Raw genomic sequence first — 18,871 nt, forward strand, 5'->3', positions numbered from 1 at the left:
AACGCGTAAACGGCGACCGCGGGGACACCGCGGCCGCCTGACGGCTCGAGCCCTGCGAACCTCAGCCCTCGCCGACCACGTCGACGCCGGCGGGCGGCACGAACTGGAACGTGCCGCGATCAAAGGCCGGGTTCCGCTTCCAGTCGCTGAATACGACGTTCGTGCGCTGGCCCAAGGTATCGACGACCTCCATCCGCACCAGCGCACTGCCCTTGAATCCAAGGCGGGCGCTGCTGAAGCTGGCCTGGTCGGACTGGCGCGGCGACAGCAGCAGCCACGAAAGGCCATCGGCTTCGCCGCCCTCGCGCACGTTGAAGTCGCGCTCGAGCTTCGCGGGGTCGATCAGCGCCGCGAGCGGGCTGTTCTGCTCTTCCACGCCCTGCGGGCGCACGGTCACCTGCTCCAGGTCGGGATCGAACACCCAGACCTTTTCGCCGTCGGCGACGATCAGCTGTTCGTAGGGCGTGGCGTACTCCCAGCGGAACATGCGCGGTGCCGACAGCGCCACGCGGCCGGTGGAGGTTTCCTTCAGGCGGCCGTCCAGGTCGTAGAGCTTCTGTTCGAAGCGACCGTCGAGCCCTTTCAGGCCGCTGCTGAAAGCGGCGAGGTGGTCGCGTGCGCCGGCGGCGAACGCGGTGCCGGCAATCATCGAAAGTGCGGCCAGCGCGGCCAGCCAGTAGCGCTTGCGGATCATCGGTGGGTCTCCTCGGAATGCGTCGCGAGTGTGCGGCCTGGCGGCTGAATGCGGGATCACGCGAAGTGCGGGTTTATCGCCGCTATAGCGGCTTCCCACAAAGGCGGGGGGTGCGAGCGACTCGGGTGTGTGGGAGCGGCTATAGCCGCGATCGCCGCCATGGCGGCTCCCACAGGGGGGGGCTACTGCGGCGGCGGCGGCGCCAGCACGCTGCGGTCGCCGTTGTGCTCCGGCGGAGTCACCACGCCCGCGGCCTCCATGGCCTCGACCAGGCGCGCGGCGCGGTTGTAGCCGATCTTCAGGCGGCGCTGCACGCCGGAAATCGACGCGCGGCGGGTCTCGGTCACGACGCGGACCGCCTCGTCGTACAGCGGGTCGCTCTCGTCGCCGCTGCTGCTGGATTCCGGCAGGCCGGTGGCACCGACCACCACGCCGTCGCCCATGGTCTGCACTTCCTCGAGCACGCCCTCGATGTAGTCCGGGCCGCCGCCCGACTGCTTGAGGTTTTCGACCACGCGGTGCACTTCCTCGTCGGAAACGAAGGCACCGTGCACGCGCTCGGGCATCGCCGTGCCCGGCGGCAGGTAGAGCATGTCGCCATGGCCCAGCAGCGTCTCGGCGCCTGACTGGTCGAGGATGGTGCGCGAGTCGATCTTGCTCGACACCTGGAACGCGATGCGCGTGGGGATGTTGGCCTTGATCAGGCCGGTGATCACGTCCACCGACGGCCGCTGCGTAGCCAGGATCAGATGGATGCCGGCGGCGCGCGACTTTTGCGCCAGGCGGGCGATCAGCTCCTCCACCTTCTTGCCGACGATCATCATCATGTCGGCGAATTCGTCGATGAAGATGACGATGAACGGCAGCGGCTCGAGCGGCTGTGGCACTTCGTTCAATTCCGGATTCGGCTTGAACAGCGGGTCGAGCAGCGGCTGCCCGCTGTCCTGCGCGTCCTTCACCTTCTTGTTGAAGCCGGCGAGGTTGCGCACGCCCACCGCGCTCATCAGCTTGTAGCGGCGCTCCATCTCCGCCACGCACCAGCGCAGGCCGTTGGCGGCCTCCTTCATGTCGGTGACCACCGGCGCAAGCAGGTGCGGGATGCCCTGGTAGACGCTGAGCTCCAGCATCTTCGGGTCGATCATCAGCATGCGCACGTCCTTGGCGGACGCCTTGTACAGCAGGCTCAGCACCATGGCGTTGACCGCCACCGACTTGCCCGAGCCGGTGGTCCCGGCCACCAGCAGGTGCGGCATGCGCGCGAGGTCGGCGACCGTCGGCCGGCCGGCGATATCCTTGCCCAGCGCAAGGGTCAGCGGGCTGGGGGACTTGTCGTACTCCTTCGACCGCAGCAGCTCGCTGAGGTAGATCATCTCGCGGTGCGTGTTCGGCGTTTCCAGTCCGACCACCGACTTGCCCGGGATCACGTCGACCACGCGCACCGACTTCACCGACAGCCCGCGCGCGATGTCCTTGTCCAGCGAACTGATCTGGCTGACCTTGATGCCGGGTGCCGGCTCGATCTCGAAGCGGGTGATCACGGGGCCCGGATAGGCGCCGACCACCTGGGCATCGATGCGGAAGTCCTTGAGCTTGAACTCGATCTGCCGGGACAGTGTTTCGAGCGTGTCCTCGTCGTAGCCCTTGGGCTGCGGCTTGGGATCGTCGAGCAGCGCCAGCGGCGGGATGCCGGTGCCGTCGCCGACGTTGAACAGTGGGATCTGCTGCTCGCGCTTGGCGCGTTCGCTCTTCTCCACCACCGGGGCCGACGGCGGCTCGATGCGCACCGGTGCACGCGTCTTGCGCAGCTCGCTGTCGATCTTGCGCACCTCGGTGCGCTCCTCGCGCTTGGCGCGGGCTTCCTGCCACTCGCTGGCCTGCTTGCTGCCGCGGCGGAAGAACTCGGGCAGCCGCAGCACCCACCGGCCGATCGTGTCCATGACGCCGAACCAGGACAGCCCGGTGGCAAGCGTCACCGACACCAGCAGCAGCGCCAGCAGGAACAGGTTGCCACCGATGCCGCCGAAGCCGGCGTACAGCGAATTGCCCACCAGCCGCCCGAGGATGCCGCCGCCGCCTTCCGGCAGCCCTTCCACGGCGCTGAACCGGAGGAACAGCAGGCCCGTGGCGGAGATGATGAAGCCGACGATGCCGACCAGGCGCAGCGCCGGACCCAGGTCGGCCTGGCCGTCGCCATCGGTGTCCATGCCGAACAGCGCGATCCAGGCCACCGCCCCCAGGATCAGCGGCAGCACGAAGGCGACGTAACCGAACAGGCCCAGCAGCATGCCGGCCGTCCAGGCGCCGACCTTGCCGCCAGCGTTGTGCAGCGGTGCGGTCAGGTTGCCGGAGTTGCTCCAGCCCGGATCCTGGGACGAATACGTCACCAGGCACACCAGCAGGTAGACCAGCAGCGGCGCGATCGCGATCAGTGCGATGTCGCGCAGCAGTTTCTGCCGCCTGGGATTGGGGGCCGAGACAGCCGCGCGCGGCGCTGCTTTGCGCTGGCGCCGGGTGCCGCGTTCGGATGCCGGGCGTGCTGCCACGTGTGATCAGACCTTAAGAAGTTCCCGCAATGGGATGATTCTAAACATATTGCGCGTCAAACAGCCATGCCAAGCAGTGCCGGATGCACCAGCTTGCCATCGGCGACGTTGATGCCGCGGGCCAGCGCCGGATCGGCCTGCCAGTCGCCCCCGGCCGCAAGCCTGTTCGCCCAGGGCAGGATCGCCGCGCAGATGGCCTGCGACGAAGTCTGCGGCACGGCGCCCGGCATGTTGGTCACGCAGAAGTGGGTCGCGCCCTCCTCCACGTAGGTCGGATCCTTCCAGGTAGTCGGACGCGAGGTTTCGAAGCAGCCGCCCTGGTCGATGGCGATGTCCACCAGTACGCTGCCGGGCTCCATCGCCTTGAGCATGTCGCGGGTCAGCACCTTGGGTGCCTTGGCACCGGTCACCAGCACCGCACCGATCACGAGGTCGGCCGCGGCCACCTCGCGCACGACAACGTCGTGGTACGGGTACAACGCAGTGACGTTGTCGCCCAGGCGCATCATCTCGTCCATGCGGTCGGTGCGCATCTCGAACACGGTGACGTTGGCGCCGCCGGCCGCGGCCAGCGCGGCGGATGCACCGCCGGCCTTGCCTGCGCCGAACACCACCACCTTGCCGCGCTCGGTCGAAGGCAGCCCGCCAAGCAGCTTGCCCTTGCCGCCTTCGGGCTGGTGCAGCAGGTGCGTGCCGACCTGCACCGCGATGCGGCCGGCGATGATCGACATCGGCGCCAGCAGCGGCAGGTCGCCGTTGGGCAGCTCGACGGTCTCGAAGGCGATGGCGGTCAGGCCGATGTCGAGCAGGCTGCGCGTCAGCGCAGGCTCGGCGGCCAGGTGCAGGTAGCAGAACAGCAGATGGTCGCGGCGCAGGTGCTGCAGGTCGCCGGCGATCGGCTCCTTGACCTTGACGATCAGTTCGCCCTTTCCGTAAAGCGCGGCGGCGTCGGGGGCGATGTTCACGCCCAGGGCCGCGTAGTCGGCGTCGGTGAATCCGGACTTCAGCCCGGCGTCCGCTTCCAGCCACACCTCATGGCCGTGCTTCACCAGGTCGCCGGCGGCTGCGGGCACGAGGGCAACGCGCCCTTCGAGGGTCTTGGTTTCCCTGGCAACACCGATGCGCATCCGTCGAGTCCTCTTCAGGTCCTGCACAAAAAACGCCGCATGTGCGGCGAGTCATCGTATTGCCAACGGGAACCCTGCGTTGCGGCCGAAGACACTCCCCGCGCCTTGTCATGCCGCGCCGGCGCCGCCAAGCTATGGGCTTCCCAACGCCGTGATTCCATGGCCCGCGAGTATACATGAGCACTTCCAAGCACTGCCGCCTGCTGATCCTCGGTTCCGGTCCCGCCGGCTGGACCGCCGCCGTCTACGCCGCACGCGCCAATCTCAAGCCGGTGGTCGTCACCGGGCTGCAGATGGGCGGCCAGCTGATGACCACGACCGAGGTCGACAACTGGCCCGGTGATGCCCATGGCCTCATGGGCCCGGACCTGATGAACCGCATGCAGGCGCATGCCGAGCGCTTCGAGACCGAGACGATCTTCGACCACATCCACAGCGCCGACCTGTCGCAGCGCCCGTTCCGCCTGAAGGGCGACAACGGCGACTACACCGCCGACGCCCTGGTCATCGCGACCGGCGCCACCGCGAAGTACCTGGGGCTGCCTTCGGAGGAAGCGTTCAAGGGCCGCGGCGTGTCCGCCTGCGCCACCTGCGACGGCTTCTTCTACAAGGACCAGGACGTGGCCGTGGTCGGTGGCGGCAACACCGCCGTCGAAGAGGCGCTGTACCTGTCCAACATCGCCCGCAAGGTCTACCTCGTGCACCGCCGCGACACCCTGCGCGCCGAGAAGATCATGCAGGACAAGCTGCAGGCGAAGATCGACGCCGGCAAGATCGTGCCGGTGTGGCATCACGTCGTCGACGAGGTGCTGGGCAACGAGGCCGGCGTCACCGGGCTGCGCCTGAAGTCGGTGCAGGACGACAGCACCCGCGAGATCGAGGTGCACGGCTTTTTCGTCGCCATCGGCCACACGCCCAACACCTCGCTGTTCGAAGGCCAGTTGGCGATGAACAACGGCTACCTCGAGATCCGCTCCGGGCTGTCGGGTGGGGCGACGGAAACCTCGGTCCAGGGCGTGTTCGCCGCCGGCGACGTCGCCGACCAGCACTATCGCCAGGCGATCACCTCGGCCGGCTTCGGCTGCATGGCCGCGCTCGATGCCGAGCGCTTCCTCGACAAGGATGCCTGAGCCGCGTCGCGCGGCGGGTCGGGCCGGCTGAGTCCGCGCATGCCCGTCGCGCGCATCCACGCTTCGCTGTCCGAAGTCCCCGCCGCCGCCTGGGATGCACTCCATGACGGCGGCAACCCTTTCGTCACGCACGCCTTCCTCGAAGGCCTCGAGTCCAGCGGCTGCCTGCGCGCGGGCTGGGGTTGGACGCCGCGGCACATCACGCTGTGGGTAGGCGACGAACTGGTGGCCGCGGCACCGGGCTACCTGAAGGACAACTCGCACGGCGAGTTCGTGTTCGACCACGCCTGGGCGCATGCCTATGCGCGCTACGGACGCGACTACTTCCCCAAGTGGCTGGGCGCGGTGCCCTACTCGCCGGTGACCGGGCCGCGGCTGCTGGCACGCGACGATGCCGCACGACGCGCACTGCTCGAGGCCATCGTGGCGCACGCCGGCGAACTGGGCCTGTCGTCGGCACACGTCAACTTCCATGAGGCCGGCGAGGACGCCGCATTCGGCGCCGACTGGATGCGCCGCAGCGACATCCAGTACCACTGGCGCAACGACGCCGGATGGCCGGACTTCGCCGCCTTCCTCGGCGACATGGACCATCGCCACCGCAAGAACATCCGCCAGGAGCGGGCCAAGGTCGTACGTGCGGGCGTGAGCTTCCGCGTGCTGCATGGCGACGAGGCCAGCGATACCGACCTTGCGCATATGCATGCCTTCTACCTGGAGACCTTTGCCGATTACGGCAACGCGCCGGCACTGACCTTCGAGTTCGTCCGCCACCTGGCACGCACCCTGCCCCGCGCGCTGGTGCTGGTGCTCGCCAACCTCGACGGCGAAGCCATCGCCGGCGCGCTGTGCCTGCGCGGGCGCGACACCCTGTACGGACGCTACTGGGGCGCCGTGCGCCAGGTGCCCGGCCTGCACTTCGAGACCTGCTACTACCAGGGCATCGAGTACTGCCTGCGCGAGGGGCTCACGCACTTCGAACCCGGCGCGCAGGGCGAGCACAAGATCGCGCGCGGCTTCCTGCCGACGCCGGTGCGCAGCCGCCACTGGATCGCCGACCCCGAGTTCCGCCGCGCACTGGGTGACTGGTGCCGCGAGGAAGAGACGGCGGTCGACGGCATGGCCCGTGCACTGATGCAACGCTCGCCGTTTCGCGACGCGGGACCAGCGACGTGACCCGCAGGCTGCCCGCCCTGCTGGGCGCCGACCCCGGTGCGCCGTTCCCGGATCCGGAGACCGCGCTGCGCGAACCCGACGGCCTGCTGGCGATCGGCGGCGACCTGAGCGCGCAACGCCTGCTCAATGCCTACGCCACCGGCATCTTTCCCTGGTACTCGCAGGGGCAGCCGCTGCTGTGGTGGTCGCCGGACCCGCGCACGGTCTTCGCCACCGACAGCGTGCACCTGTCCTCGCGTTTCCGCCGCCAGCTGCGTCGTTCCGACTGGAACGTGACCGCCGACTGTGCCTTCGACCAGGTGATGCTGGCCTGCGCCACCGCGCCGGGGCGCGGCGGGCACGGGACCTGGATCACCGATGCGATGCGGGCCGCCTACTCCGCCCTGCACGCCCTGGGCCATGCGCACTCGATCGAGGTGCGTGACCGCGAGGGACGCCTGGTCGGTGGGCTGTACGGCGTGGCAGTCGGCCGGATGTTCTTCGGCGAAAGCATGTTCAGCGGCGAGAGCGGCGGCTCAAAGGTCGCGCTTGCGGCGCTGGCCAGGGTCCTGCACGCGTGGGGCTGGCCGCTGCTCGACGCCCAGGTCGGGAACGCGCATTTGCAGCGGATGGGGGCCCAGGCGTGGCCGCGCCCCCGCTTCCTGGCCGAGGTGCGACGGCAGGCCGCGTTGCCGGGACGCGTCGGCCGCTGGGACATGGACTTCGCCCTGCCTGCCGCCAGCCTCGCGACGGCAACCGCGGTGGACGGGCGGTCCGCGCCCGCTTAACGGGAATTTTGCACGGCGCCCCCGTCCATGCGACAATTGCCGTCTTTCGGGCCCCGGCCCGGTCCCTTGAATTGGTCAGACAGTACGCATGGCGAAAGATGATGTCATTGAATTCGAAGGCTCGATCTCCGAGACGCTTCCCAACACGATGTTCCGTGTGAAGCTGGAGAACGGGCACGAGATCATCGCGCACATCTCCGGGCGCATGCGCAAGAACTACATCCGCATCCTCACCGGTGACCGCGTCAAGGTTGAAATGACGCCCTACGACCTGACCAAGGGCCGCATCACCTATCGCATGAAGTAAGGCGCCATTCGCGCCCGAAGAAGAAAGGCGGCCCGCAGGCCGCCTTTTCCGTTTCTGTGGAGCGGGCCTCTTTTTGTGGGAGCGGCCATGGCCGCGATCGCCGCTATAGCGGCTCCCACAAGAGAGCCCACAAGAGAGCCCACAAGCCCGCTCAGTCGACCGTCGCGGGCAGCAGCTTCTCCGGCTCCGCCTGCACGTCGAGCACCAGCTCGCCGTCCACGGCGTCGATCGACACCCTGCCGCCAGCGACCAGCTTCCCGAACAGCAGCTCGTCGGCCAGGGGCCGCTTCACCTTGTCCTGGATCACCCGCGCCATGGGGCGCGCGCCCATCAGCGGGTCGAAGCCGTGCTGGGCCAGCCAGTCGCGCGCCGCCGGCGTCGCCGCCAGGCTCACGTGCTTCTCGTGCAGCTGCTCCTCGAGCTCGATGATGAACTTGTCGACCACCCGCAGGATGTGCTCGAAGCCCAGCGCCTGGAACTGCACGATCGCGTCCAGGCGGTTGCGGAACTCCGGCGTGAAGCCCTTGCGGATCACCTCCATCGCGTCCGTGCTGTGGTCCTGCTGCATGAAGCCGATCGTGCGCCGTGCCGCCTGCGCCGCGCCCGCGTTCGTGGTCATCACCAGCACCACGTTGCGGAAGTTGGCCTCGCGACCGTTGGTGTCGGTCAGGATGCCGCGGTCCATCACCTGCAGCAGGATGTTGAAGATATCCGGGTGCGCCTTCTCGACCTCGTCGAGCAGCAGCACGCAGTGCGGCGTCTTGACGATCTTCTCGGTCAGGAGCCCGCCCTGGTCGAACCCGACATAGCCCGGGGGCGCGCCGATCAGGCGGCTGACCGAGTGCGGCTCCATGTACTCCGACATGTCGAAGCGCACCAGTTCGATACCCAGCTGCAGCGCGAGCTGGCGGGTGACCTCGGTCTTGCCGACACCGGTGGGTCCGGCGAACAGGAAGTTGCCGATCGGCTTGTCCGGACTCGCCAGGCCGGAGCGCGCAAGCTTGATCGCCGAGGTCAGGGTGGCGATCGCCGGATCCTGCCCGAAGATCACCATCTTGAGGTTGCGCTCCAGGTGCTCAAGCACATCCTTGTCCGAAGCACTGACCTGCTTGGTCGGGATGCGCGCCATCCGCGCGACGATCATCTCGACCTCTTCCACGTCGATCAGCGACTTGCGCTTGTCGTCGGGCAGCAGCCGCTGGCGCGCGCCCGCCTCGTCGATCACATCGATCGCCTTGTCGGGGAGCAGCCGGTCGCCGATGTGCTTCACCGACAGGTCCACCGCGGCCTGCAGCGCATCGTCGGCATAGGTGACGTTGTGGTGGGCCTCGTACTTCGGCTTCAGCCCCTGAAGGATCTCGTAGGTCTCGCCGACGGTGGGCTCGACGATGTCGATCTTCTGGAAGCGGCGCGCGAGCGCACGGTCCTTCTCGAAGATGCCGCGGTATTCCTGGAACGTGGTCGAGCCAATGCAGCGCAGCTCGCCGGACGCCAGCGCGGGCTTGATCAGGTTCGACGCATCCATCGTGCCGCCTGACGCCGAGCCCGCACCGATGATGGTGTGGATCTCGTCGATGAACAGGATCGCGCCTTCGTGCTGGCCGACCGCGGCCAGTACCGCCTTCAGGCGCTTCTCGAAATCACCGCGGTACTTGGTGCCCGCCACCAGCGCGCCCAGGTCAAGCGAATAGATGGTCGCGTCCGCCAGCACTTCGGGCACTTCGCCGTCGACGATGCGCTTGGCCAGGCCTTCGGCGATCGCGGTCTTGCCGACGCCGGCCTCGCCCACGTACAGCGGGTTGTTCTTGCGGCGGCGGCAGAGCACCTGGATGGTGCGCTCGATTTCGTCGGCGCGACCGACCAGCGGATCGATCTTCCCTTGGCGGGCGAGCGCGTTGAGGTCGGTGGCGAACTCGGTCAGGGCATCGCCCTTGCCGTCGCCCTCGCCGCCTTCGACCTTGCCCTCGGCCTCGTCCCCGGGGCCGGACTGCGGCTCGTCACCGGTGCGCGCGATGCCGTGGGACAGGTAATTCACCACGTCCAGCCGGGTGACGTCCTGCTGGTTGAGGAAGTAGACCGCGTGCGAGTCCTTCTCGCCGAAGATCGCCACCAGCACGTTGGCGCCGCTGACCTCCTTCTTGCCCGAGGACTGCACGTGGTAGACCGCGCGCTGCAGCACGCGCTGGAAGCCCAGCGTCGGCTGGGTGTCGCGGCCGTCGTCTTCGGCCAGGCGCGAGACGGAGCTGGCGATGGCCTGTTCGAGGTCCGAGCGCAGGCGATGGAAATCGGCGCCGCAGGCCTTCAGGACGGTCTCCGCGGACGGGTTGTCGAGCAGCGCCAGCAGCAGGTGTTCGACCGTCATGTACTCGTCGCGCGCCTCGCGGGCGCGCTTGTAGCACTGGCCGATGCTGTACTCGAGATCCTTGCTGAACATGGGGGGTGTGCCTCCTGGATTCACTGCTTACCAGATGGGGGTGCCCGAGCCACTTTTCCATCCGGCGACTGGTTCCTTGTAGGCCCTTGCCCGCGTCGTTGGCAAGCACCATCCACGGGTTCCAGTATCCCGCCGGGAGCTGTCATCGGGGAGTGAGGCGCCGCGCCACCGGCGGCGCGCGGCTCAGGCTTTTTCGATCGTCGCCAGGAGCGGATGCTGGTTCAGCCGCGCGTATTCGTTGACCTGGGCGGTCTTGGATTCGGCCACGTCGCGGCTGAACACCCCGCACACGCCGCGGCCGCGGGTGTGGACGTGGAGCATCACCTGGGTGGCGTGCTCGATGTCCATGCCGAAGAAGCGCAGCAGCACCTCGACCACGAAGTCCATGGGCGTGTAATCGTCGTTCAGCAGCAGGACGGAGTACAGCGGCGGCCGCGCCACTTCGGGGCGGCCGACTTCGACGGCGACACCATGGTCGCGCTCGTGTCCGGGGTTGTGGCTCATGGCCGTGATTATAGCGACGTGCCCGGTGGACGGCCCCCGCCGCGCAGGGGAAAATGCCGCACTCGCCCAAGGTTTCCACATGCAGCCTGCCAGCCCCGCGATGATCGACTGCGTCCACGCCCCGGTGCGTGCGGGCAGGCGTGGGCGGTGCAGGCCGTGACATATCGACAGGGGCGGTTCTGGCAACCCGACGTGACCGTGGCCACCGTGGTGGTCGACGACGGACGGCTGCTCTGCGTCGAGGAGCATTCCGGCGGGCGCCTGGTGCTGAACCAGCCTGCCGGCCACCTCGAGCCCGACGAAGACCTGATCGAAGCTGCGGTCCGCGAGACGCTCGAGGAATCCGGCTGGACCGTGGAGCCCACGGCCTTCATCGGTGCCTACCAGTGGACCTCCCCCGCCCTGCCCGACGGCAGCCCCGGCCGCCACTACCTGCGTTTCGCCTTCGCCGCGCGGCCGCTGTCGCATGATCCGGCGCGGACGCTGGACCAGGGCATCGTGCGCGCCCTGTGGCTGACACCGGCCGAACTCCAGGCCCAGGCCGACCGCCACCGCAGTCCTCTGGTCTGGCAGGTCGTGGCCGACCACCTCGGCGGCAGCCGGCAGCCGCTGTCGCTGCTGCGCTCGGTGCGCTGATGGCCACCCCCGGGGTCATCGCCGGCATGTCCGGCGGCGTGGATTCATCGGTCGCCGCGCTGCTCCTGCGCGATGCCGGCGAGGCCGTCGCCGGGCTGTTCATGGACAACTGGGCCGACGACGGCAGCGGCCACTGCCGTGCCGACGAGGACCGGCGCGATGCCGTGGCGGTCTGCGGGCGGCTCGGCATACCGATCCATTTCCGCGACTTTTCGCGCGAATACTGGGCCGGCGTGTTCGAACACTTCCTGGCCGAGTACGCCGCCGGGCGCACGCCCAATCCGGACGTGCTGTGCAACCGCGAGATCAAGTTCAAGCATTTCCTGGATGCCGCCCGCGACCTGGGCGCCGCGCGCATCGCGACCGGACACTACGCGCGCGTCGACCACGACGGACGCGACTGGCGCCTGCTGCGCGCGGCCGACCGCGGCAAGGACCAGAGCTACTTCCTGCACCAGCTCGGCCAGGAGCAGCTGGCCGCCACCCTGTTCCCGCTCGGCGGGCTGCAAAAGGACCAGGTGCGTGCGATGGCCTCGGCCGCCGGCTTGCCGACCGCGGCCAAGAAAGACTCCACCGGTATCTGTTTCGTCGGCGAGCGCGACTTCCGCGAGTTCCTCGGTCAGTACCTGCCGGCGCGCCCCGGCGAGATACGCACGCCTGGCGGACAGGTCGTGGGCGCGCATCAGGGCGTGTTCTACTACACGCTTGGCCAGCGTGAAGGCCTCAACATCGGCGGGCGCCGCGGCTTCGACGACAAGCCCTGGTACGTGGTCGGAAAGGACGTGGCCACCAACGTGCTCACGGTTGACCAGGGCCACGACAGCCCCTACCTGATGTCACGGAGCCTGCGCAGCGAATCCGCACACTGGATCGCCGGCGCACCACCATCCACCCGTTTCAGCTGCACGGTGCAGACGCGCTACCGCCAGCAAGAGGAGCCATGCGAAGTGACCGTTGATGATTCCGGGACCCTGCGGGTCGCCTTTGACCGACCGCAGCGCGCCGTGACCCCCGGCCAGTCCGTGGTCCTGTACGCCGGCGACGCCTGCCTGGGCGGTGCCGTGATCGCAGCCACCGACGCGCCTGCGGACCCGAGGGGAGTGCCGGCATGAGCGAGATCCACGACCGCATGCTCGCCCTCGCCGGCCTGGCGCAGGCGCTGCGCCAGGTGCGCCGCGTCGCGGAGACCGGGCAGGCCGAAGGCACCGTGCTCGAGACCGCGCTCGGAAGCGTGTTCCGGATCGATGCCGATTCCACTGCCGAGATCTACGGCGGCGTGCCCAACGTGCGCCCGGGCCTGATGCTGGTGCGCGATTACCTGGCCAACCGTGGCCAGGATCCCCTGCTCCCGAAGCTGGCTCTGGCCGTGACCCAGTTGGAACGCCGCTTCGTGCAGGACGACGACATCGCAGGCCGCGTGCACGAGGGCATTCTTGCGGCACGGATCGACGCCGAGCGCCTGGGCAACGCGCACCCTGACGTACTCGCGAAGCTCGGCACGCTGTACGCCGACACAGTCAGCCAGCTGCGTCCGCGCGTGCTGGTGCAGGGCAATCCGCATTACCTGGGGCAGGCTCCGATCGTCGCCGAGATCCGCGCGATGCTGCTGGCCGCCCTGCGATCGGCCGTGCTGTGGCGGCAGTTCGGCGGCAGCCCCTGGGATTTCCTGCTGCGGCGCGGAGCGATGGCGCAGGCGGTGGAGGACCTGCTGGGCTGAGTGCGGCCGGAACGGGTTGGTACTACTCTGGAGGCGCCGGCCGCACCCTCCTCCAGGAGCCTCCATGTCGACGCAGAACATCCTGTCCGGCCTCGATTCCAACCGGGATACCCGGGAGGCGCTGTACAAGCATTTTCACCGGCACCCCGAGCTGTCGCTGCAGGAATACAGGACCGCCGAAAGGATCGAGGAAGAGCTCAAGGCCTACGGCATCGAAGACGTGCTGCGGATCGGCAAGACCGGGATCGTGGCAATCCTGAGGAACGGCGAGGGCCCGGTCGTCGCGATGCGCGGCGACACCGACGGCCTTCCCATGGCGGAGCGCTCCGGACGTGATTACGCCGCCGAGGGCGTGACCCAGGTCGACGAGGCCACGGGCAAGGAAACACCGGTTGCCCACTCCTGCGGGCATGACGTGCACATCGTGTCCCTGCTGGGCGCGGCGCAGGCGCTGCATGACCACCGCGATGACTGGTCCGGCACCTTCCTGGCGGTATTCCAGCCCGGCGAGGAAAACGCCGCAGGTGCCCGTGCCATGGTCGATGCCGGGATCGTCGACAAGCTGCCGAAGCCCGATGTCTACCTGGGCCAGCACGTGCTGGGCTCGCTGCCAGGCGGCGCCGTGGGCATCCGCAGCGGCCCGCTGTTCTCGGCTGCGGCCTCGATCGAGATCACCCTCTACGGAAAAGGCTCGCACGGCTCGATGCCGAACCTCGGCGTCGATCCGATCGTGCTGGGCGCCGCGATCGTGACCCGGCTGCAGACCATCGTCGCGCGCGAGGTCGCGCCGCGGGAGACCGCCGTCATCACCGTCGGCAGCTTCCACGCCGGCACCAAGTCCAACATCATCCCCGACTCCGCCGTGCTGCAGCTCAACACCCGCGCCTTCAACAAGGACGTCGAGAAGCACCTGCACGAGGCGATCGAGCGCATCGTGCGCGCGGAGTGCGAGGCGGCCAGGTCTCCGACGGAGCCGGAGTTCCGCTATTACGACCAGTACCCGCTGACCGACAACCACGAGGCGCCCACCGTCCGGGTCCGCGCCGCGTTCGACGCGTACTTCGGCGAGGACTCCGTCGACATGTCCCCGGTGCCGGCGTCGGAGGACTTTTCGATCATTCCCGATGCCTTCGGCTGTCCGTACACCTACTGGGGGCTGGGGGGCTTCGCCGACTGGAAGAATGCACCGGGCAACCACTCGCCCTTCTTCGCGCCCGACATCCATCCCACCCTGGACCGCGGCATCGAAGCGATCGTCGTCGCCGCGTCCCCCTGGCTGCTGAAGGACCGCTGATGGCCACCGCGACCGCTTCCCAGCCACAGGCGAACAGCTTCAAGGGCAACGACTCCGCGCTGCTGGGCATCGTCCTGGCGGTGCTGACCTTCTGGCTGTTCGCCCAGACCACCATGAACATCGGCCCGTTGATGGCCGAGGACGTCGGCATGCCGATGCCGGTGATGAACATCGCCATCTCGCTGTCGGCGCTGTTCTCCGGCATGTTCATCGTGGTGCTCGGCGGCCTGGGCGACAGGTACGGCCGGGTGCGCATCGTCTTCCTCGGCAACCTCCTGAACATTGCGGGCTCCCTGCTGATCGCCTTCGCAGTCGATGCCGCCGCGACGCCGATGATCCTCCTCGGCCGCATCCTGCAAGGTCTGGCCGCGGGCGCGATCATGCCCTCGACGATGGCACTGCTGAAGGTCTACTGGGACGGAAAGGACCGCCAGCGGGCGGTGTCGATGTGGTCGATCGGTTCCTGGGGCGGCTCCGGACTGACCGCCATCTTCGGCGGCTTCATGGCCTCCACGGTGCTCGGCTGGCGCGCGATCTTCATCATCTGCGCGCTGGTCTCGGTGGCCTCGATCGTGCTGATGCGACAGATCCCCGAGTCCGCGCCGCTGGCCGGGCGTCCCGGAAAGACCGACTGGACGGGCATCGTCTCGATGGCCGTGGGCCTCGCGGCGCTCCTGATCGTGGTCACCCAGGGCTCCAGCATCGGCTGGGCCAGCCTGCTGACGTGGGCGCTGTTCGCGGTCTTCCTGGTGGCCTTCGGGATCTTCGTCAACGCCGAGCTCAAGGCGGACTACCCCCTGGTGGACTTCAAGCTCTTCAGGAACCCGGTGTTCACCGGCGCGACGATCTCGAACTTCCTGATCAACGGCACCGCCGGCGCGCTGACGGTCTCACTTTGGGTGCTGCAGGGCGCGGCCGGCATGTCCGCGGCCACGGCCGGATACCTCACGGTGGGCTACGCCATCTTCATCATCGCCTTCATCCGCGTGGGCGAGAAGTTGCTGCAGCGCTTCGGCCCGCGCAAGCCCATGCTATGGGGCTCGCTGATCGTGCTCGGCTCGATCCTGCTGCTGATGGCCACCCACACCATGCAGTGGCAGTACGCCATCCTGGCGGTCGTCGCCTACTCCCTGTTCGGCCTCGGCCTGGCGTTCTATGCCACGCCGTCTACGGATGCCGCGCTGACCAATCTCCCGGGCGACCAGGCGGGCGCGGGATCGGGTATCTACAAGATGGCGTCTTCGCTGGGCGCCGCGTTCGGCGTCGCGGCCTCGGCTGCCATCTTCACCGCGCTGTCGGAAACCGGCCTCGATGTCGTGGGCACGGTGATCGAATTCTCCGGCCGGCAGGACAACGTCGCGGTGCGCGAGGCCGGCATGGTGGGACTGGCGTTCAATGCGTTGATGGCGATCGCAGCCTTGATCTCCATCACCATCTTCATTCCGAAGCAGAAGAAGGGTGACGCAACGCCCGGGGCGTGACTGCCGAAAGCAGTCCCCGGCGACGGAACCAGTATTCGAGCGGCAGCGTCACCAGCGGCGGTATCGCGGCGAGCACCGCCATCAGCAAGGCCCACATCGGCCAGCGCAGCCTTGTGCCTGCGACAAACGCGACGACCACGTAAAGCAGGAATGCGCCGCCATGGAGGCGACCGAACAGCCAGACGCCGAGCTCGGTCGTGCCGCTGACGTACTTGAGGTACATGCCGACCAACAGCCCCGCCCAGGTGAAGGCTTCGATCAGGGCGACGACGGAGAAGAGCCTGCCGGTGGGTGACAGGGGGTGCTGTGCTGGATGCATGGGTGGGTCCGGGTTGGGTGAGTCGATCGCGGCTGTAGCCGCTCCCACAAGAACAGGGGCTTGAAAAGGAAGCACCCGGCGATGCCGGGCGCTTCCTGTGCTGCAACGGCCGTCTGGATCAGCCGGCAGAAACAGCCTCCGCGACCTCCCGATACTCCTCGATCTGGTCGAAGTTCATGTACCGGTAGATCTCGGCGCCCTTGTCGCTGATGACGCCGACGCCTGCCATGTATTCCTCGCGGGTCGGGATGCGGCCCAGGCGCGAGCAGATCGCCGCCAGCTCCGCCGAACCAAGGTAGACATTGGAGTTGCGCCCCAGGCGGTTGGGGAAGTTGCGGGTCGATGTCGACATGACCGTGGCGCCCTCGCGCACCTGCGCCTGGTTACCCATGCACAGCGAGCAGCCTGGCATCTCCATGCGCGCGCCGGCCGCGCCAAAGGTGCCGTAGTGGCCTTCCTTGGTCAGCTCGGCGGCGTCCATCTTGGTCGGCGGCGCGACCCACAGGCGCGTGGGGATGTCGCGCTTGCCTTCCAGCAGCTTCGCCGCCGCGCGGAAATGGCCGATGTTGGTCATGCACGAGCCGATGAACACTTCATCGATGGTATTGCCGGCGACGTCGGACAGGGTCTTGGCATCGTCCGGGTCGTTCGGGCAGCACACGATCGGCTCGACGATCTCGGCCAGGTCGATCTCGATCACCGCGGCGTACTCGGCGTCGGCGTCGGGCTCGAGCAGCTGCGGGTCCGCGAGCCACTGTTCCATCTTGGCGATGCGGCGCTGCAGGGTGCGGGCGTCGGCGTAGCCTTCGGCAATCATCCACTTCAGCAGCGTGATGTTGCTGGTGAGGTATTCGATGATCGGAGCCTGGTCCAGGCGCACGGTGCAGCCGGCGGCGGAGCGCTCTGCGGACGCGTCTGCCAACTCGAAGGCCTGTTCGATCTTCAGCTCCGGCAGGCCCTCGATCTCGAGGATGCGGCCGGAGAAGATGTTCTTCTTGCCCTGCTTGGCGACCGTCAACAGGCCTGCCTTGATCGCGTACAGCGGGATCGCGTGCACGAGGTCGCGCAGCGTGACGCCGGGCCGCATCCGGCCCTTGAAGCGCACCAGCACCGACTCCGGCATGTCCAGCGGCATGACGCCGGTGGCGGCGGCGAACGCCACCAGGCCGGAGCCTGCGGGGAACGAGATGCCGATCGGGAAGCGCGTGTGCGAGTCGCCGCCGGTGCCGACGGTGTCGGGCAGCAGCATGCGGTTGAGCCAGCTGTGGATGATGCCGTCGCCCGGGCGCAGCGACACGCCGCCGCGGGTGGAGATGAACTCCGGCAGGGTGTGGTGCGTCTTCACGTCCACCGGCTTCGGGTAGGCCGCGGTGTGGCAGAACGACTGCATCACCAGGTCCGAGGAGAAGCCCAGGCAGGCCAGGTCCTTCAGCTCGTCGCGGGTCATCGGACCGGTGGTGTCCTGCGAGCCCACGGTGGTCATCTTCGGCTCGCAGTAGGTGCCCGGGCGTACGCCCTGCCCCTCGGCCAGGCCGCAGGCGCGGCCGACCATCTTCTGCGCAAGCGTGAAGCCGCGACCGGTGTCGGCGGGCGTCGCCGGCTGGCGGAACAGCGTGACGGCCGGCAGGCCCAGCGCCTCGCGCGCCTTCGCGGTCAAGCCACGGCCGATGATCAGCGGGATGCGGCCACCGGCGCGCACTTCGTCGAACAGCACGTCGGACTTCACCTGGAACTCGGCGATCACGTCGCCGTTCTTCAGCGCCGTGCCGTCATACGGACGCAGCTCGACGACATCGCCGTGCTCCATCTTCGACACGTCGAGTTCGATCGGCAGCGCGCCGGCGTCTTCCATCGTGTTGTAGAAGATCGGGGCGATCTTCGAGCCGAGGCAGACACCGCCGAAGCGCTTGTTCGGAATGAAGGGGATGTCCTCGCCCGTCCACCACAGCACGCTGTTGGTGGCCGACTTGCGGCTGGAGCCGGTGCCGACCACGTCGCCGACGTAGGCGACCAGGTGGCCCTTGTCCTTCAGGTCGAGGATGGCCTGGATCGGGCCGCGCTTGCCGTCCTCTTCAGGAACGAAAGGCGCGTCGGGACGCTTGTTCTTCAGCATCGCCAGCGCATGCATCGGGATGTCGGGACGCGTGGTGGCGTCGGGGGCCGGCGACAGGTCGTCGGTATTGGTCTCGCCGGGCACCTTGAACACGGTGATGGTCAGCGACTCCGGGACCTCCGGCTTGCTGGTGAACCACTCGGCATCGGCCCAGCTCTGCATCACGGCCTTCGCATTCGCGTTGCCGGCCTTCGCCTTCTCTTCCACGTCGTGGAAGGCATCGAACACCAGCAGCGTGTGCTTGAGGCCGTCGGCAGCCGCGGCGCCCAGCGTGGCGTCATCCAGCAGCTCCACCAGCGGCGCGACGTTGTATCCGCCCAACATGGTGCCCAGCAGCTGCGTGGCGCGCTCGCGCGTGATCAGCGCGTTCATCTCGGTGCCGAAGGCGATGGCGGCCAGCCAGCTGGCCTTGACCTTGGCCGCATCGTCCACGCCGGCGGGCACGCGGTGGGTGATGAGGTCGAGCAGGAACGCGTCCTCGCCCGCCGGCGGGTCCTTCAGCAGCTCGATGACGTCGGCGGTCTGCTGCGGCGTGAGCGGCAGCGCGGGAATGCCGAGCGCAGCGCGTTCGGCCACGTGGTGGCGATAGGCTTCCAACATGGTGGGGGTACTCCAGGAATGTCGCGGTG

At 68.2% G+C, this 18,871-nt stretch carries 16 protein-coding genes; 9 read left to right on the forward strand and 7 right to left on the reverse strand.

Annotated elements, in window-relative coordinates:
* Positions 1–61: 61 nt before the first annotated feature.
* From lolA to ald, 3 genes are all read right to left on the reverse strand, one after another.
* Positions 62–694 carry an outer membrane lipoprotein chaperone LolA gene (gene lolA / locus ACW5F0_RS02975; protein WP_456964536.1) on the reverse strand — a complete coding sequence of 211 codons (633 nt, stop codon included), beginning with the start codon at positions 692–694 and terminating at the stop codon, positions 62–64.
* Between the two features lie 182 nt (positions 695–876).
* A complete protein-coding gene (locus ACW5F0_RS02980) occupies positions 877–3,237 on the reverse strand; it encodes a DNA translocase FtsK (RefSeq protein ID WP_456964537.1) in 2,361 nt (786 codons plus the stop codon).
* Between the two features lie 56 nt (positions 3,238–3,293).
* Positions 3,294–4,364 (reverse strand): alanine dehydrogenase, encoded by a 1,071-nt coding sequence (gene ald / locus ACW5F0_RS02985; protein ID WP_456964538.1) that lies wholly within the window; start codon positions 4,362–4,364, stop codon positions 3,294–3,296.
* 176 nt (positions 4,365–4,540) lie between these two features.
* Between ald and trxB the strand changes: the two genes are divergently transcribed.
* The 4 genes from trxB to infA all read left to right on the forward strand — a co-directional run bounded on the left by trxB (position 4,541) and on the right by infA (position 7,744).
* Complete coding sequence (trxB, locus tag ACW5F0_RS02990) at positions 4,541–5,494, forward strand: thioredoxin-disulfide reductase (protein ID WP_456964539.1); 954 nt, start codon at positions 4,541–4,543, stop codon at positions 5,492–5,494.
* A gap of 39 nt (positions 5,495–5,533) precedes the next feature.
* On the forward strand, positions 5,534–6,670 hold the full coding sequence (locus ACW5F0_RS02995; protein ID WP_456998997.1) for a GNAT family N-acetyltransferase: 1,137 nt from the start codon (positions 5,534–5,536) through the stop codon (positions 6,668–6,670).
* On the forward strand, positions 6,667–7,437 hold the full coding sequence (gene aat / locus ACW5F0_RS03000) for a leucyl/phenylalanyl-tRNA--protein transferase (RefSeq protein ID WP_456964541.1): 771 nt from the start codon (positions 6,667–6,669) through the stop codon (positions 7,435–7,437). The genes ACW5F0_RS02995 and aat overlap by 4 nt, the downstream gene beginning before the upstream one ends.
* Positions 7,438–7,525: 88 nt before the next feature.
* Positions 7,526–7,744, forward strand: coding sequence for a translation initiation factor IF-1 (gene infA / locus ACW5F0_RS03005; RefSeq protein WP_456964542.1), 219 nt, complete (start codon positions 7,526–7,528; stop codon positions 7,742–7,744).
* A gap of 151 nt (positions 7,745–7,895) precedes the next feature.
* On the opposite strand, the gene clpA is transcribed toward infA, so the two are convergent.
* Positions 7,896–10,178 carry an ATP-dependent Clp protease ATP-binding subunit ClpA gene (clpA, locus tag ACW5F0_RS03010; protein WP_456964543.1) on the reverse strand — a complete coding sequence of 761 codons (2,283 nt, stop codon included), beginning with the start codon at positions 10,176–10,178 and terminating at the stop codon, positions 7,896–7,898.
* Positions 10,179–10,361: 183 nt separating this feature from the next.
* Positions 10,362–10,682, reverse strand: a complete 321-nt coding sequence (gene clpS / locus ACW5F0_RS03015; RefSeq protein ID WP_456964544.1) for an ATP-dependent Clp protease adapter ClpS — start codon at positions 10,680–10,682, stop codon at positions 10,362–10,364.
* Between the two features lie 156 nt (positions 10,683–10,838).
* On the opposite strand from clpS, the gene ACW5F0_RS03020 reads away from it, so the two are divergent.
* From ACW5F0_RS03020 to ACW5F0_RS03040, 5 genes are all read left to right on the forward strand, one after another.
* Entirely contained in the window at positions 10,839–11,318 is a 480-nt protein-coding gene (locus tag ACW5F0_RS03020) for an NUDIX hydrolase (protein ID WP_456964545.1), read from the forward strand.
* Positions 11,318–12,430 carry a tRNA 2-thiouridine(34) synthase MnmA gene (gene mnmA, locus ACW5F0_RS03025; protein WP_456964546.1) on the forward strand — a complete coding sequence of 371 codons (1,113 nt, stop codon included), beginning with the start codon at positions 11,318–11,320 and terminating at the stop codon, positions 12,428–12,430. The genes ACW5F0_RS03020 and mnmA overlap by 1 nt, the downstream gene beginning before the upstream one ends.
* Entirely contained in the window at positions 12,427–13,035 is a 609-nt protein-coding gene (locus ACW5F0_RS03030) for a lysogenization protein HflD (RefSeq protein ID WP_456964547.1), read from the forward strand. Before mnmA ends, ACW5F0_RS03030 begins: the two co-directional genes overlap by 4 nt.
* A 64-nt stretch (positions 13,036–13,099) precedes the next feature.
* Positions 13,100–14,329 carry an amidohydrolase gene (locus tag ACW5F0_RS03035; protein WP_456964548.1) on the forward strand — a complete coding sequence of 410 codons (1,230 nt, stop codon included), beginning with the start codon at positions 13,100–13,102 and terminating at the stop codon, positions 14,327–14,329.
* Positions 14,329–15,810 carry an MFS transporter gene (locus tag ACW5F0_RS03040; RefSeq protein WP_456964549.1) on the forward strand — a complete coding sequence of 494 codons (1,482 nt, stop codon included), beginning with the start codon at positions 14,329–14,331 and terminating at the stop codon, positions 15,808–15,810. Before ACW5F0_RS03035 ends, ACW5F0_RS03040 begins: the two co-directional genes overlap by 1 nt.
* Here the strand turns inward: ACW5F0_RS03040 and ACW5F0_RS03045 are convergent.
* Together ACW5F0_RS03045 and acnB are read right to left on the reverse strand one after the other, a co-directional pair.
* Positions 15,767–16,129: a DUF3817 domain-containing protein gene (locus ACW5F0_RS03045; RefSeq protein ID WP_456964550.1), complete on the reverse strand. Its 363-nt coding sequence runs from the start codon at positions 16,127–16,129 to the stop codon at positions 15,767–15,769. The two genes, ACW5F0_RS03040 and ACW5F0_RS03045, sit on opposite strands and share 44 nt — an antisense overlap.
* A 118-nt stretch (positions 16,130–16,247) precedes the next feature.
* Positions 16,248–18,842 (reverse strand): bifunctional aconitate hydratase 2/2-methylisocitrate dehydratase, encoded by a 2,595-nt coding sequence (gene acnB / locus ACW5F0_RS03050; RefSeq protein ID WP_456998998.1) that lies wholly within the window; start codon positions 18,840–18,842, stop codon positions 16,248–16,250.
* Positions 18,843–18,871: the final 29 nt, after the last annotated feature.

The organism is Luteimonas sp. A534 (assembly GCF_054072805.1).

What these genes read in the sequence shown, in the direction of transcription:
- mnmA (WP_456964546.1), top strand. Translation starts at nt 11,318, where the DNA reads ATGGCCACCCCCGGGGTCATCGCCGGCATGTCCGGCGGCGTGGATTCA.
- ACW5F0_RS02995 (WP_456998997.1), top strand. Translation starts at nt 5,534, where the DNA reads ATGCCCGTCGCGCGCATCCACGCTTCGCTGTCCGAAGTCCCCGCCGCC.
- acnB (WP_456998998.1), bottom strand. Translation starts at nt 18,842, where the DNA reads ATGTTGGAAGCCTATCGCCACCACGTGGCCGAACGCGCTGCGCTCGGC.
- infA (WP_456964542.1), top strand. Translation starts at nt 7,526, where the DNA reads ATGGCGAAAGATGATGTCATTGAATTCGAAGGCTCGATCTCCGAGACG.
- ACW5F0_RS03040 (WP_456964549.1), top strand. Translation starts at nt 14,329, where the DNA reads ATGGCCACCGCGACCGCTTCCCAGCCACAGGCGAACAGCTTCAAGGGC.
- ACW5F0_RS03045 (WP_456964550.1), bottom strand. Translation starts at nt 16,129, where the DNA reads ATGCATCCAGCACAGCACCCCCTGTCACCCACCGGCAGGCTCTTCTCC.
- trxB (WP_456964539.1), top strand. Translation starts at nt 4,541, where the DNA reads ATGAGCACTTCCAAGCACTGCCGCCTGCTGATCCTCGGTTCCGGTCCC.
- lolA (WP_456964536.1), bottom strand. Translation starts at nt 694, where the DNA reads ATGATCCGCAAGCGCTACTGGCTGGCCGCGCTGGCCGCACTTTCGATG.
- clpA (WP_456964543.1), bottom strand. Translation starts at nt 10,178, where the DNA reads ATGTTCAGCAAGGATCTCGAGTACAGCATCGGCCAGTGCTACAAGCGC.
- clpS (WP_456964544.1), bottom strand. Translation starts at nt 10,682, where the DNA reads ATGAGCCACAACCCCGGACACGAGCGCGACCATGGTGTCGCCGTCGAA.
- ACW5F0_RS03035 (WP_456964548.1), top strand. Translation starts at nt 13,100, where the DNA reads ATGTCGACGCAGAACATCCTGTCCGGCCTCGATTCCAACCGGGATACC.
- ACW5F0_RS03030 (WP_456964547.1), top strand. Translation starts at nt 12,427, where the DNA reads ATGAGCGAGATCCACGACCGCATGCTCGCCCTCGCCGGCCTGGCGCAG.
- ald (WP_456964538.1), bottom strand. Translation starts at nt 4,364, where the DNA reads ATGCGCATCGGTGTTGCCAGGGAAACCAAGACCCTCGAAGGGCGCGTT.